We start from the raw sequence: 17,929 nt of genomic DNA on the forward strand, positions 1-17,929 counted from the left end.
TCACAAAGCGGCGTCAGTACTGTGAGAAATGCGGGTTAGAGCCATTGATAGGTGTCGAGCCAGAACTTGGCGGTTTTCCGGGACACTCATCATAGTCACGTGGTCGCCTGGAATTGGCACGGCAGGAATGGCCTCCGCGCTCAAAATTCGGTCCCACCCCCGCAAAGGCGAACTTGCTTCTGGACCTAGTAAGTTTTTGCGAGATCGTGCCCGATGGCTCAGAGATTCGTTGGCATAGAACTGGAATATCTCGACCGGGAGGGACGGAACTTGATACGAGTCCAGCGCCCGCTGGAACTGCATGGCCCTTTCATACGTCAGAATCTCATTGTGGAGGTTGCGATCCAGAGGGATCGCCCCGATTTCCTGTGCCTTTTTCATGAACTGAGAAATTGAACTTCGTCCGGCGAAGCGTTCAAGTACTTTGAACATCTCGTCATCTAATTCGAGAGTTTCCAGCAGCACTTCTTGTACCATTTGGGTGGGTGCTACGCTTGATGGACTTGCAGGTAACATAACGTCAATCAGAGCGACGAATGAAACAGCTTCGTCGAGATCCAGTAGCTGCTGCGCAATGGCGTAAGCCAAGATTCCTCCTGATGAGTATCCAGCGAACCGATATGGACCTCGTGGCTGGATCTCTCTAATCGCCAAACTTACCTGCGAGGCTATCTCTTCAAGCGTTGGAAATTGAACTTCACCGAATGGCGGCCATGGCAAAGCGTAGACAGGACATGCTACGTTCATTCGCTGCACCAAACTGAGGACGTAGGAGCAATCGCCCAAACCTGTGGGAACAAAAAACAGCGGCGGCTCCAATCCGGTGTCTCGAACACAGATCGGTCCCGGCCTGCTGGGCTGTGATTCAATGTTCAATGCAAGTTCCTTTAGAACGGGGGCTCGGAAGAGGTCGGCGGCGCTGAACTTGATCCCGAGATCGACTGCGCGACTGAGCAGTTGCACCGCCAGCAGCGAATGGCCGCCCAGTTCGAAGAAGTGGTCGTGCCGCCCGACCCGCTCCAGCCCCAGAAGCTGCGCCCACAGCTCGGCCAGCGCCGTCTCGACCGCGCCTTGCGGCGGCTCGTAGGCGCGGCGCGCATAGGCCTCATCTTCCGGGGCCGGCAGCGCCTGGCGGTCCAGCTTGCCGTTCACCGTCAGCGGCAGCGCCTCAAGCCGCACAAACGCAGCCGGCACCATGTACTCCGGCAGCCGCGCACTCAAGTGTGCGCGCAAGGTGCCGGCCAGCGCGCCGCCATCCAGCTCCTCCGATCCGACCTCGGGCGCGCACACCACATAGCCGACAAGATGCTTGTCGCCGCGGCCATCCTCGCGCGCCACCACCACCGCCTCGCGCACCCAGGCGTGCTCGGCAAGCCGCGCCGCGATCTCGCCAGGCTCGATCCGGAAGCCGCGGATCTTCACCTGCTCGTCGTTGCGCCCCAAAAACTCCAGATTGCCGTCCGGCAGGTAGCGCGCAAGATCCCCGGTCCGGTACAGCCGGTCGCCCTCCACAAACGGGCTCGCCATGAACCGCTCCGCCGTCAGCTCCGGACGGTTCAGATACCCACGCGCAACCCCGGCCCCGCCAATGTAGAGCTCCCCCACCGCCCCAAACGGAACCAGCGCGCCATGACCATCAAGCAGATACACCCGCGTGTTCGCAATCGGACGGCCGATCGTCTCAACGACAGCGTCTCCCCTTCGTATGCAGATCCAGGTCGAGTACGTCGTTGTTTCGGAAGGCGCGTACAGATTACAAAGCTTCTCCACGCGACTGCTCTCGAAAATCCTCTCGATCAGACCTGCCTTCAGCCGCTCGCCAGCCAAATTGATAGCGCTTGTCGAAGGCGGCACTGCGTTCTTATCGAGCAGAGCGGCGATCGCCGAGGGCACTGTGTTGATAAGGGAGACATCCAAAGATCGCTCGACCAGCGCCAGCGCATTCTCGACAACATACAGAGTGCATCCTTGCGAAAGCGGAACGAAGCACTCATAGACGGACAGATCAAAACTGATCGAGGTCGAGAACAGCATGCGGCCGATCTCTGACAGCCCGGAGATGCCGCTATTCCAATGCAGCAGGTTCACCGTGCTCGCATGCTCGACCATGACGCCTTTTGGCGTGCCTGTTGATCCGGAGGTGTAGATCACATAGGCGAGGTGGCGCGAGCTCAGGCCGAGCGCGCGCGGGTCCGGATCGCAGGCGGGCAGGTTTGCCCAGGCGGGTGTGGCTGTCGTAAGATCGACCACGCTGACATCGGCCAGCGCGGCGCTGCCCAGCACGGATCGTCCGGCCGCGTCGGCCAGCAGCAGCCGCGGCGCCGCATCCTCAAGCACCTGCTTGAGCCGCGCGCTTGGATAGGCCGGGTCCAGCGGCAGGTAGGCGCCCCCGGCCTTGAGGATCGCCAGAAGCCCCACCACCATCGCCACGCTGCGCTCAAGGCAGATCGCCACCGGCTGGTCCGGCCTCACCCCGAGCCCGATCAGATGATGCGCCAGGCGGTTGGCCCGCGCATTGAGCTCGCCATAGCTGACGCGCTCGTCCGCACAGACCACCGCCACCGCGTCCGCTGCCCTGGCTACCTGCGCCTCGAACAGCTCGTGGATGCACTTCTCCGACGGATACGCCGCCGCCGTCCGGTTCAGCTCCTCCAGCAGATACGCCCGCTCAGCGGACGGCAGCAGCTCAATCCGCCCAACCGGCTGCTCGGCATCGGCAACCATCGCACCCAGCAGCGCCAGCAGATAACCACGCTGCCGCTCGATCGTCGCTTCATCGAACAGCGCCGTCGCATACCCCAGCGTCCCGGCGATGACCTCGCCATGCTCGCTTAAGTTCAGCTCCAGATCGAACTTGACCTGATCGTAACTCCCACCCGCCGCCTCCACACTCAGCCCGGGAAGATCGAAGGACACATCGGCGCTGTTCTCCCAGGCCAGCATCACCTGGAACAACGGCGTGTGATCAAGACGCCGTGGCGGCTGCACGATCTCCACCACTTGTTCAAACGGCAGGTCCTGATGTTCCTGCGCCGCCAAGGCCGTGCGCCGCGTCCGCTCCAACAGCTCCGCCACGCTCGGCTCCCCAGACAGGTCGAGGCGAAGCGCCAGCGTATTGACGAAGAAGCCGATCAGCCCTTCGATCTCGCGGCGGCCGCGATTGGCGCTCGGCACCCCGATTACAATGTCGTCCTGCCCCGACAGGCGCGACAGCACCGCAGCCCACGCCGCCAGCACCGTCATGAACAACGTCGTGCCATGCCGCCGGCTCAGCCGCCTCAAGCGCCGCGTCAGATCCGCATCGATGACGACCGCCATACCGGCCCCGGCAAACGACTGGCGCGCCGGCCGCGGCCGGTCCGTCGGCAACGCAAGACGCGCCGGGACACCAGATAGATTGTTCCGCCAATACTGCATCTGGCTCGAGAGCCACTCGCCCGACAGCCACTGCCGCTGCCAGGCGGCATAGTCCGGATACTGGATCGCAAGCGCCGGCAGTGGATCATCTTGTCCAGCCTCAAACGCCCGGTACAGCTGACCGAGCTCACGCACCAGCACGCCCAGCGACCAGCCGTCCGAGACAATATGATGCTGCGTCAGCAGGAACACGTGCTCCTCATCGGAGGTGCAGACTAGCCGACCGCGGATCAGCGGGCCGCGCGCCAGATCGAATGGCGTGCGCGCTTCCTCCTGGCACAGCTCCGACAGCGCGGCTTGCGCATCGACCATGTCCCGCAGATCGTGCTCCAGCACCGGCAGCCCCGCATCCGGCGGCAGCACCTCGACCCAGGGCTTGCCCTCCGAGGCGACAAAAATGCTCCGCAGCGCCTCATGACGCGCCAACACACGATCGAGGCTGCGCCGCCAGGCGGTGCGGTCAAGCCCCCCCCGCAGCCGCCACGCCAGCGGAATGTGGTAGGTCGTGCTGGTCTGATCCAGTTGCGCCAAAAACCACAGCCGCTGCTGCGCAAACGACAGCGCAAGAGGCGCTTCGCGAGACACAGGCGCTATGGCCGGCAGGTCTTGCGGACCGGAGCGGCTCAACTCATCTACGACGCTCGTCGCCAGATCGGCCAGCACCGGCTTGGCAAACAGCGTCCTCAGCGGCAGCTCGACACCCAGCGCCTGCGAGATCCGGCTCAACAACCGCACCGCCAGCAGCGAGTGGCCGCCCAGTTCGAAGAAGTGGTCGTGCCGCCCGACCCGCTCCAGCCCCAGAAGCTGCGCCCACAGCTCGGCCAGCGCCGTCTCGACCGCGCCTTGCGGCGGCTCGTAGGCGCGGCGCGCATAGGCCTCATCTTCCGGGGCCGGCAGCGCCTGGCGGTCCAGCTTGCCGTTCACCGTCAGCGGCAGCGCCTCAAGCCGCACAAACGCAGCCGGCACCATGTACTCCGGCAGCCGCGCACTCAAGTGTGCGCGCAAGGTGCCGGCCAGCGCGCCGCCATCCAGCTCCTCCGATCCGACCTCGGGCGCGCACACCACATAGCCGACAAGATGCTTGTCGCCGCGGCCATCCTCGCGCGCCACCACCACCGCCTCGCGCACCCAGGCGTGCTCGGCAAGCCGCGCCGCGATCTCGCCAGGCTCGATCCGGAAGCCGCGGATCTTCACCTGCTCGTCGTTGCGCCCCAAAAACTCCAGATTGCCGTCCGGCAGGTAGCGCGCAAGATCCCCGGTCCGGTACAGCCGGTCGCCCTCCACAAACGGGCTCGCCATGAACCGCTCCGCCGTCAGCTCCGGACGGTTCAGATACCCACGCGCAACCCCGGCCCCGCCAATGTAGAGCTCCCCCACCGCCCCAAACGGAACCAGCGCGCCATGACCATCAAGCAGATACACCCGAAGATCGGGGATGCGCCTTCCGATCAGACTGCCCGAATCGGCGATATCAGGCGGATCAAGAGGCCGATAGGTGGCATGCACGGTTGTTTCCGTGATGCCGTACATATTGATCAGTTTTGGGGAATGATCGGAATGCCTTGCATACCACAGCTTCAGAATCGATGGTTCCAGAGTCTCCCCACCAAAAATCACATAGCGAAGACGGTTTCCAACACTGCTGCTCTGACACTCCAGATCCAAGAGAGCTTTAAAAGCCGAAGGAGTCTGGTTCAGAACTGTAACGCCCGACTTGCAGATGAGATCATGGAAGTCAGGAGCAGAGCGAGCGGTATCGCTCGACACGAGAATCAAACGACCACCATAACGCAGTGCGCCCCACAACTCCCACACGGAGAAGTCGAACGAGAAGGAGTGGAACAGGCACCATACGTCGTGCTCGGTGAAGCCATACCAGTCCTGCGTCGCCTCGAACAGACGAACAATCTGAGCATGCTCGACCATGACGCCTTTTGGCGTGCCTGTTGATCCGGAGGTGTAGATCACATAGGCGAGGTGGCGCGAGCTCAGGCCGAGCGCGCGCGGGTCCGGATCGCAGGCGGGCAGGTTTGCCCAGGCGGGTGTGGCTGTCGTAAGATCGACCACGCTGACATCGGCCAGCGCGGCGCTGCCCAGCACGGATCGTCCGGCCGCGTCAGCCAGCAGCAGCCGCGGCGCCGCATCCTCAAGCACCTGCTTGAGCCGCGCGCTTGGATAGGCCGGGTCCAGCGGCAGGTAGGCGCCCCCGGCCTTGAGGATCGCCAGAAGCCCCACCACCATCGCCACGCTGCGCTCAAGGCAGATCGCCACCGGCTGGTCCGGCCTCACCCCGAGCCCGATCAGATGATGCGCCAGGCGGTTGGCCCGCGCATTGAGCTCGCCATAGCTGACGCGCTCGTCCGCACAGACCACCGCCACCGCGTCCGCTGCCCTGGCTACCTGCGCCTCGAACAGCTCGTGGATGCACTTCTCCGACGGATACGCCGCCGCCGTCCGGTTCAGCTCCTCCAGCAGATACGCCCGCTCAGCGGACGGCAGGATGTCCAGCTCCCGCACCGGCGTGTTCGGCGCCCGCTCCAGCGCCTCCGCAAGTTGCTCGAGCGAGCGCTGCATGTAGCCGCAGACCCGATCTGCAGAGACCCCCTCCGTCACCTGCGCCGTCAGACCCAGCGCCTCGCCAAAATCCTCCACCGACAAGGTCAGCGGATAGTTGGTGCGCTCCTCTCCGCCCAGCCATTCGATGCCGGACAACACATCGTCCGATCCAGAGATTGGCGTCGGCGTGTTGTGGCGGTAGTTCAACAGCGCGCTGAACAGCGGCGCCGACGCTGCAACGCCGCTGCAGCGTTGCGCCAGCGCCAGCGAGGCATGCTCGTGCGCCAGCAGCTCGGCGAGCCGCGCATGCGTGCTCCGCACGCTCGCCTCGACGGCGGTGCCGTCCAGGTCGAGCCGCAGCGGCAGGGTGTTGATGAACAGGCCCATGGTGCGGTCGCCACCGGCCCCGCCATGCATGCGGCCGAACAGCACCGTGCCGAACACCACCTGCTCGCGCCCGCTGCTGCGCGCCACCACCTGTCCCCAGGCCAGATGGCACAGGCTCGCCAGGCTCACACCCAGCCGTCGCGCCTGGCTGCGCAATCGCGCGTTGAGCGCCTGCGGCAGCATCCGATGGGCCTCGTGAACCCCGCAGCCGTCGCCGTGGACCTCGCTCAAGCCAAACGGCGCGGTCGGCTCATCGATGTCGGCCAGCATCGTCCGGAAGAACGCTTCATGCGCACTGGCATCACCGCCGAGATGTGCCTGCGCCACCAGATTGCGGAACGGCTGCGGCGCTGCAAGCTCGTGCTCGCGTCCCTCCAGCACAGCCCGGACCTCGGCATGCATCACCTCCTGTGTGTTGTGATCCCCAATCAAATGGTGCTGCAGCTGCTGCAGCACCCAGCGCCCGCTGCCGGGCTCGCGGGCAATCACAAACCGCAACAGCGGCGCCCGACCAAGGTCGATGCGGTGCTGGCGCGGATCAAACCTGAGCCTCAGCTGTGTGGAGCCGGGACCATCACACCCATCCAGCTCGACCTCGGTCACCTCCAGTGGCGCGGTGCGCCACACCACCTGGGCCGGACGCGACAAGCCCTCCCAGACAAATGAGGTGCGCAGAATGTCGTGCCGATCCACTATCCGCTGGACCGCGGCCAGATAGCGATCGAGCAGCTCACGATCGGCAAACGCCATCTGCCAGACCAGCAGGTAGGGATCGCCCGTTGCCGCCAACAGATGATGGAACAGGATGCCGTCCTGCAGCGGCGACAAGCCATAAATGTCCTGGATGTTACTGACACCACCGGGCACCGTGGCGACGATCCGGTCGATCTCTTCCTGCGCCAGCTCGATCAGCGGCAGCAGCTCTGGCGTGATCGCCGGACTCTGCTCGGTGATCAGGTTGGCCGGGACCGCCACCTCGCGATGGCTGCCAAGGCTTGCCGCCAGATCGGCCAGCACCGGCTTGGCGAACAGAGTGCGCACCTCGATGCCGAGCGACAGCCGCCGCAGACACTCCATCAGTTGCACCGCCAGCAGCGAATGGCCGCCCAGTTCGAAGAAGTGGTCGTGCCGCCCGACCCGCTCCAGCCCCAGAAGCTGCGCCCACAGCTCGGCCAGCGCCGTCTCGACCGCGCCTTGCGGCGGCTCGTAGGCGCGGCGCGCATAGGCCTCATCTTCCGGGGCCGGCAGCGCCTGGCGGTCCAGCTTGCCGTTCACCGTCAGCGGCAGCGCCTCAAGCCGCACAAACGCAGCCGGCACCATGTACTCCGGCAGCCGCGCACTCAAGTGTGCGCGCAAGGTGCCGGCCAGCGCGCCGCCATCCAGCTCCTCCGATCCGACCTCGGGCGCGCACACCACATAGCCGACAAGATGCTTGTCGCCGCGGCCATCCTCGCGCGCCACCACCACCGCCTCGCGCACCCAGGCGTGCTCGGCAAGCCGCGCCGCGATCTCGCCAGGCTCGATCCGGAAGCCGCGGATCTTCACCTGCTCGTCGTTGCGCCCCAAAAACTCCAGATTGCCGTCCGGCAGGTAGCGCGCAAGATCCCCGGTCCGGTACAGCCGGTCGCCCTCCACAAACGGGCTCGCCATGAACCGCTCCGCCGTCAGCTCCGGACGGTTCAGATACCCACGCGCAACCCCGGCCCCGCCAATGTAGAACTCCCCCACCGCCCCAAACGGAACCAGCGCGCCATGACCATCAAGCAGATACACCCGCGTGTTCGCAATCGGACGGCCGATATGCGGCACAGCGTTGTCGCTGAAGAGCCGTCCCGAGGTCGCCACCACCGTCACTTCGGTAGGGCCGTAGTTGTTTATTAGCTTGAGAGCCGCCGGTAGAGACGCAGGCACACGCTGGAGACGATCCCCGCCAACAAGCAAGTACTCCAATGTGGGATTTATCAGCTTATCTTCTAACGCGATTGTAGCGAGCGGCGTGATCAAAAAGGCGACGTCCAGCGATTGATCACGCCACCATTCTAACAGATGGAGAGAATCTCCCGCTGATGTTCTGGGCGGAAGCAGCAAGCTGCTGCGGTTACATAACGCAGACCATAGTTCCCAACTGCTGGCATCGAATGCTAGTCCAGCCGTGAGTGCGCAGCGGGTATCTCGCTGCGGACAAAACGTTTGCACATGCCATGCTACAAGATTGACCAAGCTCCGATGCTCGACCATGACGCCTTTTGGCGTGCCTGTTGATCCGGAGGTGTAGATCACATAGGCGAGGTGGCGCGAGCTCAGGCCGAGCGCGCGCGGGTCCGGATCGCAGGCGGGCAGGTTTGCCCAGGCGGGTGTGGCTGTCGTAAGATCGACCACGCTGACATCGGCCAGCGCGGCGCTGCCCAGCACGGATCGTCCGGCCGCGTCAGCCAGCAGCAGCCGCGGCGCCGCATCCTCAAGCACCTGCTTGAGCCGCGCGCTTGGATAGGCCGGGTCCAGCGGCAGGTAGGCGCCCCCGGCCTTGAGGATCGCCAGAAGCCCCACCACCATCGCCACGCTGCGCTCAAGGCAGATCGCCACCGGCTGGTCCGGCCTCACCCCGAGCCCGATCAGATGATGCGCCAGGCGGTTGGCCCGCGCATTGAGCTCGCCATAGCTGACGCGCTCGTCCGCACAGACCACCGCCACCGCGTCCGCTGCCCTGGCTACCTGCGCCTCGAACAGCTCGTGGATGCACTTCTCCGACGGATACGCCGCCGCCGTCCGGTTCAGCTCCTCCAGCAGATACGCCCGCTCAGCGGACGGCAGGATGTCCAGCTCCCGCACCGGCGTGTTCGGCGCCCGCTCCAGCGCCTCCGCAAGTTGCTCGAGCGAGCGCTGCATGTAGCCGCAGACCCGATCTGCAGAGACCCCCTCCGTCACCTGCGCCGTCAGACCCAGCGCCTCGCCAAAATCCTCCACCGACAAGGTCAGCGGATAGTTGGTGCGCTCCTCTCCGCCCAGCCATTCGATGCCGGACAACACATCGTCCGATCCAGAGATTGGCGTCGGCGTGTTGTGGCGGTAGTTCAACAGCGCGCTGAACAGCGGCGCCGACGCTGCAACGCCGCTGCAGCGTTGCGCCAGCGCCAGCGAGGCATGCTCGTGCGCCAGCAGCTCGGCGAGCCGCGCATGCGTGCTCCGCACGCTCGCCTCGACGGCGGTGCCGTCCAGGTCGAGCCGCAGCGGCAGGGTGTTGATGAACAGGCCCATGGTGCGGTCGCCACCGGCCCCGCCATGCATGCGGCCGAACAGCACCGTGCCGAACACCACCTGCTCGCGCCCGCTGCTGCGCGCCACCACCTGTCCCCAGGCCAGATGGCACAGGCTCGCCAGGCTCACACCCAGCCGTCGCGCCTGGCTGCGCAATCGCGCGTTGAGCGCCTGCGGCAGCATCCGATGGGCCTCGTGAACCCCGCAGCCGTCGCCGTGGACCTCGCTCAAGCCAAACGGCGCGGTCGGCTCATCGATGTCGGCCAGCATCGTCCGGAAGAACGCTTCATGCGCACTGGCATCACCGCCGAGATGTGCCTGCGCCACCAGATTGCGGAACGGCTGCGGCGCTGCAAGCTCGTGCTCGCGTCCCTCCAGCACAGCCCGGACCTCGGCATGCATCACCTCCTGTGTGTTGTGATCCCCAATCAAATGGTGCTGCAGCTGCTGCAGCACCCAGCGCCCGCTGCCGGGCTCGCGGGCAATCACAAACCGCAACAGCGGCGCCCGACCAAGGTCGATGCGGTGCTGGCGCGGATCAAACCTGAGCCTCAGCTGTGTGGAGCCGGGACCATCACACCCATCCAGCTCGACCTCGGTCACCTCCAGTGGCGCGGTGCGCCACACCACCTGGGCCGGACGCGACAAGCCCTCCCAGACAAATGAGGTGCGCAGAATGTCGTGCCGATCCACTATCCGCTGGACCGCGGCCAGATAGCGATCGAGCAGCTCACGATCGGCAAACGCCATCTGCCAGACCAGCAGGTAGGGATCGCCCGTTGCCGCCAACAGATGATGGAACAGGATGCCGTCCTGCAGCGGCGACAAGCCATAAATGTCCTGGATGTTACTGACACCACCGGGCACCGTGGCGACGATCCGGTCGATCTCTTCCTGCGCCAGCTCGATCAGCGGCAGCAGCTCTGGCGTGATCGCCGGACTCTGCTCGGTGATCAGGTTGGCCGGGACCGCCACCTCGCGATGGCTGCCAAGGCTTGCCGCCAGATCGGCCAGCACCGGCTTGGCGAACAGAGTGCGCACCTCGATGCCGAGCGACAGCCGCCGCAGACACTCCATCAGTTGCACCGCCAGCAGCGAATGGCCGCCCAGTTCGAAGAAGTGGTCGTGCCGCCCGACCCGCTCCAGCCCCAGAAGCTGCGCCCACAGCTCGGCCAGCGCCGTCTCGACCGCGCCTTGCGGCGGCTCGTAGGCGCGGCGCGCATAGGCCTCATCTTCCGGGGCCGGCAGCGCCTGGCGGTCCAGCTTGCCGTTCACCGTCAGCGGCAGCGCCTCAAGCCGCACAAACGCAGCCGGCACCATGTACTCCGGCAGCCGCGCACTCAAGTGTGCGCGCAAGGTGCCGGCCAGCGCGCCGCCATCCAGCTCCTCCGATCCGACCTCGGGCGCGCACACCACATAGCCGACAAGATGCTTGTCGCCGCGGCCATCCTCGCGCGCCACCACCACCGCCTCGCGCACCCAGGCGTGCTCGGCAAGCCGCGCCGCGATCTCGCCAGGCTCGATCCGGAAGCCGCGGATCTTCACCTGCTCGTCGTTGCGCCCCAAAAACTCCAGATTGCCGTCCGGCAGGTAGCGCGCAAGATCCCCGGTCCGGTACAGCCGGTCGCCCTCCACAAACGGGCTCGCCATGAACCGCTCCGCCGTCAGCTCCGGACGGTTCAGATACCCACGCGCAACCCCGGCCCCGCCAATGTAGAGCTCCCCCACCGCCCCAAACGGAACCAGCGCGCCATGACCATCAAGCAGATACACCCGAAGATCGGGGATGCGCCTTCCGATCAGACTGCCCGAATCGGCGATATCAGGCGGATCAAGAGGCCGATAGGTGGCATGCACGGTTGTTTCCGTGATGCCGTACATATTGATCAGTTTTGGGGAATGATCGGAATGCCTTGCATACCACAGCTTCAGAATCGATGGTTCCAGAGTCTCCCCACCAAAAATCACATAGCGAAGACGGTTTCCAACACTGCTGCTCTGACACTCCAGATCCAAGAGAGCTTTAAAAGCCGAAGGAGTCTGGTTCAGAACTGTAACGCCCGACTTGCAGATGAGATCATGGAAGTCAGGAGCAGAGCGAGCGGTATCGCTCGACACGAGAATCAAACGACCACCATAACGCAGTGCGCCCCACAACTCCCACACGGAGAAGTCGAACGAGAAGGAGTGGAACAGGCACCATACGTCGTGCTCGGTGAAGCCATACCAGTCCAGCGTCGCCTCGAACAGACGAACAATCTGAGCATGCTCGACCATGACGCCTTTTGGCGTGCCTGTTGATCCGGAGGTGTAGATCACATAGGCGAGGTGGCGCGAGCTCAGGCCGAGCGCGCGCGGGTCCGGATCGCAGGCGGGCAGGTTTGCCCAGGCGGGTGTGGCTGTCGTAAGATCGACCACGCTGACATCGGCCAGCGCGGCGCTGCCCAGCACGGATCGTCCGGCCGCGTCAGCCAGCAGCAGCCGCGGCGCCGCATCCTCAAGCACCTGCTTGAGCCGCGCGCTTGGATAGGCCGGGTCCAGCGGCAGGTAGGCGCCCCCGGCCTTGAGGATCGCCAGAAGCCCCACCACCATCGCCACGCTGCGCTCAAGGCAGATCGCCACCGGCTGGTCCGGCCTCACCCCGAGCCCGATCAGATGATGCGCCAGGCGGTTGGCCCGCGCATTGAGCTCGCCATAGCTGACGCGCTCGTCCGCACAGACCACCGCCACCGCGTCCGCTGCCCTGGCTACCTGCGCCTCGAACAGCTCGTGGATGCACTTCTCCGACGGATACGCCGCCGCCGTCCGGTTCAGCTCCTCCAGCAGATACGCCCGCTCAGCGGACGGCAGCAGCTCAATCCGCCCAACCGGCTGCTCGGCATCGGCAACCATCGCACCCAGCAGCGCCAGCAGATAACCACGCTGCCGCTCGATCGTCGCTTCATCGAACAGCGCCGTCGCATACCCCAGCGTCCCGGCGATGACCTCGCCATGCTCGCTTAAGTTCAGCTCCAGATCGAACTTGACCTGATCGTAACTCCCACCCGCCGCCTCCACACTCAGCCCGGGAAGATCGAAGGACACATCGGCGCTGTTCTCCCAGGCCAGCATCACCTGGAACAACGGCGTGTGATCAAGACGCCGTGGCGGCTGCACGATCTCCACCACTTGTTCAAACGGCAGGTCCTGATGTTCCTGCGCCGCCAAGGCCGTGCGCCGCGTCCGCTCCAACAGCTCCGCCACGCTCGGCTCCCCAGACAGGTCGAGGCGAAGCGCCAGCGTATTGACGAAGAAGCCGATCAGCCCTTCGATCTCGCGGCGGCCGCGATTGGCGCTCGGCACCCCGATTACAATGTCGTCCTGCCCCGACAGGCGCGACAGCACCGCAGCCCACGCCGCCAGCACCGTCATGAACAACGTCGTGCCATGCCGCCGGCTCAGCCGCCTCAAGCGCCGCGTCAGATCCGCATCGATGACGACCGCCATACCGGCCCCGGCAAACGACTGGCGCGCCGGCCGCGGCCGGTCCGTCGGCAACGCAAGACGCGCCGGGACACCAGATAGATTGTTCCGCCAATACTGCATCTGGCTCGAGAGCCACTCGCCCGACAGCCACTGCCGCTGCCAGGCGGCATAGTCCGGATACTGGATCGCAAGCGCCGGCAGTGGATCATCTTGTCCAGCCTCAAACGCCCGGTACAGCTGACCGAGCTCACGCACCAGCACGCCCAGCGACCAGCCGTCCGAGACAATATGATGCTGCGTCAGCAGGAACACGTGCTCCTCATCGGAGGTGCAGACTAGCCGACCGCGGATCAGCGGGCCGCGCGCCAGATCGAATGGCGTGCGCGCTTCCTCCTGGCACAGCTCCGACAGCGCGGCTTGCGCATCGACCATGTCCCGCAGATCGTGCTCCAGCACCGGCAGCCCCGCATCCGGCGGCAGCACCTCGACCCAGGGCTTGCCCTCCGAGGCGACAAAAATGCTCCGCAGCGCCTCATGACGCGCCAACACACGATCGAGGCTGCGCCGCCAGGCGGTGCGGTCAAGCCCCCCCCGCAGCCGCCACGCCAGCGGAATGTGGTAGGTCGTGCTGGTCTGATCCAGTTGCGCCAAAAACCACAGCCGCTGCTGCGCAAACGACAGCGCAAGAGGCGCTTCGCGAGACACAGGCGCTATGGCCGGCAGGTCTTGCGGACCGGAGCGGCTCAACTCATCTACGACGCTCGTCGCCAGATCGGCCAGCACCGGCTTGGCAAACAGCGTCCTCAGCGGCAGCTCGACACCCAGCGCCTGCGAGATCCGGCTCAACAACCGCACCGCCAGCAGCGAGTGGCCGCCCAGTTCGAAGAAGTGGTCGTGCCGCCCGACCCGCTCCAGCCCCAGAAGCTGCGCCCACAGCTCGGCCAGCGCCGTCTCGACCGCGCCTTGCGGCGGCTCGTAGGCGCGGCGCGCATAGGCCTCATCTTCCGGGGCCGGCAGCGCCTGGCGGTCCAGCTTGCCGTTCACCGTCAGCGGCAGCGCCTCAAGCCGCACAAACGCAGCCGGCACCATGTACTCCGGCAGCCGCGCACTCAAGTGTGCGCGCAAGGTGCCGGCCAGCGCGCCGCCATCCAGCTCCTCCGATCCGACCTCGGGCGCGCACACCACATAGCCGACAAGATGCTTGTCGCCGCGGCCATCCTCGCGCGCCACCACCACCGCCTCGCGCACCCAGGCGTGCTCGGCAAGCCGCGCCGCGATCTCGCCAGGCTCGATCCGGAAGCCGCGGATCTTCACCTGCTCGTCGTTGCGCCCCAAAAACTCCAGATTGCCGTCCGGCAGGTAGCGCGCAAGATCCCCGGTCCGGTACAGCCGGTCGCCCTCCACAAACGGGCTCGCCATGAACCGCTCCGCCGTCAGCTCCGGACGGTTCAGATACCCACGCGCAACCCCGGCCCCGCCAATGTAGAGCTCCCCCACCGCCCCAAACGGAACCAGCGCGCCATGACCATCAAGCAGATACACCCGAAGATCGGGGATGCGCCTTCCGATCAGACTGCCCGAATCGGCGATATCAGGCGGATCAAGAGGCCGATAGGTGGCATGCACGGTTGTTTCCGTGATGCCGTACATATTGATCAGTTTTGGGGAATGATCGGAATGCCTTGCATACCACAGCTTCAGAATCGATGGTTCCAGAGTCTCCCCACCAAAAATCACATAGCGAAGACGGTTTCCAACACTGCTGCTCTGACACTCCAGATCCAAGAGAGCTTTAAAAGCCGAAGGAGTCTGGTTCAGAACTGTAACGCCCGACTTGCAGATGAGATCATGGAAGTCAGGAGCAGAGCGAGCGGTATCGCTCGACACGAGAATCAAACGACCACCATAACGCAGTGCGCCCCACAACTCCCACACGGAGAAGTCGAACGAGAAGGAGTGGAACAGGCACCATACGTCGTGCTCGGTGAAGCCATACCAGTCCTGCGTCGCCTCGAACAGACGAACAATCTGAGCATGCTCGACCATGACGCCTTTTGGCGTGCCTGTTGATCCGGAGGTGTAGATCACATAGGCGAGGTGGCGCGAGCTCAGGCCGAGCGCGCGCGGGTCCGGATCGCAGGCGGGCAGGTTTGCCCAGGCGGGTGTGGCTGTCGTAAGATCGACCACGCTGACATCGGCCAGCGCGGCGCTGCCCAGCACGGATCGTCCGGCCGCGTCAGCCAGCAGCAGCCGCGGCGCCGCATCCTCAAGCACCTGCTTGAGCCGCGCGCTTGGATAGGCCGGGTCCAGCGGCAGGTAGGCGCCCCCGGCCTTGAGGATCGCCAGAAGCCCCACCACCATCGCCACGCTGCGCTCAAGGCAGATCGCCACCGGCTGGTCCGGCCTCACCCCGAGCCCGATCAGATGATGCGCCAGGCGGTTGGCCCGCGCATTGAGCTCGCCATAGCTGACGCGCTCGTCCGCACAGACCACCGCCACCGCGTCCGCTGCCCTGGCTACCTGCGCCTCGAACAGCTCGTGGATGCACTTCTCCGACGGATACGCCGCCGCCGTCCGGTTCAGCTCCTCCAGCAGATACGCCCGCTCAGCGGACGGCAGGATGTCCAGCTCCCGCACCGGCGTGTTCGGCGCCCGCTCCAGCGCCTCCGCAAGTTGCTCGAGCGAGCGCTGCATGTAGCCGCAGACCCGATCTGCAGAGACCCCCTCCGTCACCTGCGCCGTCAGACCCAGCGCCTCGCCAAAATCCTCCACCGACAAGGTCAGCGGATAGTTGGTGCGCTCCTCTCCGCCCAGCCATTCGATGCCGGACAACACATCGTCCGATCCAGAGATTGGCGTCGGCGTGTTGTGGCGGTAGTTCAACAGCGCGCTGAACAGCGGCGCCGACGCTGCAACGCCGCTGCAGCGTTGCGCCAGCGCCAGCGAGGCATGCTCGTGCGCCAGCAGCTCGGCGAGCCGCGCATGCGTGCTCCGCACGCTCGCCTCGACGGCGGTGCCGTCCAGGTCGAGCCGCAGCGGCAGGGTGTTGATGAACAGGCCCATGGTGCGGTCGCCACCGGCCCCGCCATGCATGCGGCCGAACAGCACCGTGCCGAACACCACCTGCTCGCGCCCGCTGCTGCGCGCCACCACCTGTCCCCAGGCCAGATGGCACAGGCTCGCCAGGCTCACACCCAGCCGTCGCGCCTGGCTGCGCAATCGCGCGTTGAGCGCCTGCGGCAGCATCCGATGGGCCTCGTGAACCCCGCAGCCGTCGCCGTGGACCTCGCTCAAGCCAAACGGCGCGGTCGGCTCATCGATGTCGGCCAGCATCGTCCGGAAGAACGCTTCATGCGCACTGGCATCACCGCCGAGATGTGCCTGCGCCACCAGATTGCGGAACGGCTGCGGCGCTGCAAGCTCGTGCTCGCGTCCCTCCAGCACAGCCCGGACCTCGGCATGCATCACCTCCTGTGTGTTGTGATCCCCAATCAAATGGTGCTGCAGCTGCTGCAGCACCCAGCGCCCGCTGCCGGGCTCGCGGGCAATCACAAACCGCAACAGCGGCGCCCGACCAAGGTCGATGCGGTGCTGGCGCGGATCAAACCTGAGCCTCAGCTGTGTGGAGCCGGGACCATCACACCCATCCAGCTCGACCTCGGTCACCTCCAGTGGCGCGGTGCGCCACACCACCTGGGCCGGACGCGACAAGCCCTCCCAGACAAATGAGGTGCGCAGAATGTCGTGCCGATCCACTATCCGCTGGACCGCGGCCAGATAGCGATCGAGCAGCTCACGATCGGCAAACGCCATCTGCCAGACCAGCAGGTAGGGATCGCCCGTTGCCGCCAACAGATGATGGAACAGGATGCCGTCCTGCAGCGGCGACAAGCCATAAATGTCCTGGATGTTACTGACACCACCGGGCACCGTGGCGACGATCCGGTCGATCTCTTCCTGCGCCAGCTCGATCAGCGGCAGCAGCTCTGGCGTGATCGCCGGACTCTGCTCGGTGATCAGGTTGGCCGGGACCGCCACCTCGCGATGGCTGCCAAGGCTTGCCGCCAGATCGGCCAGCACCGGCTTGGCGAACAGAGTGCGCACCTCGATGCCGAGCGACAGCCGCCGCAGACACTCCATCAGTTGCACCGCCAGCAGCGAATGGCCGCCCAGTTCGAAGAAGTGGTCGTGCCGCCCGACCCGCTCCAGCCCCAGAAGCTGCGCCCACAGCTCGGCCAGCGCCGTCTCGACCGCGCCTTGCGGCGGCTCGTAGGCGCGGCGCGCATAGGCCTCATCTTCCGGGGCCGGCAGCGCCTGGCGGTCCAGCTTGCCGTTCACCGTCAGCGGCAGCGCCTCAAGCCGCACAAACGCAGCCGGCACCATGTACTCCGGCAGCCGCGCACTCAAGTGTGCGCGCAAGGTGCCGGCCAGCGCGCCGCCATCCAGCTCCTCCGATCCGACCTCGGGCGCGCACACCACATAGCCGACAAGATGCTTGTCGCCGCGGCCATCCTCGCGCGCCACCACCACCGCCTCGCGCACCCAGGCGTGCTCGGCAAGCCGCGCCGCGATCTCGCCAGGCTCGATCCGGAAGCCGCGGATCTTCACCTGCTCGTCGTTGCGCCCCAAAAACTCCAGATTGCCGTCCGGCAGGTAGCGCGCAAGATCCCCGGTCCGGTACAGCCGGTCGCCCTCCACAAACGGGCTCGCCATGAACCGCTCCGCCGTCAGCTCCGGACGGTTCAGATACCCACGCGCAACCCCGGCCCCGCCAATGTAGAACTCCCCCACCGCCCCAAACGGAACCAGCGCGCCATGACCATCAAGCAGATACACCCGCGTGTTCGCA

1 protein-coding gene (only partly in view) is annotated in these 17,929 nt (G+C 65.6%); it reads right to left on the reverse strand.

What is annotated here, in order from left to right:
- Positions 1-17,929: the 3' portion of a non-ribosomal peptide synthase/polyketide synthase gene (locus HAP54_RS46760; protein ID WP_210297447.1), read on the reverse strand. It continues 14,135 nt past the right edge of the window; only the last 17,929 of its 32,064 coding nucleotides appear in the window; its start codon lies off the right edge, out of view; the stop codon is at positions 1-3.

Origin of the sequence: Bradyrhizobium sp. 2S1 (assembly GCF_011516625.5) — a bacterium.
GTDB classification, from domain to species: Bacteria; Pseudomonadota; Alphaproteobacteria; order Rhizobiales; family Xanthobacteraceae; genus Bradyrhizobium; species Bradyrhizobium septentrionale.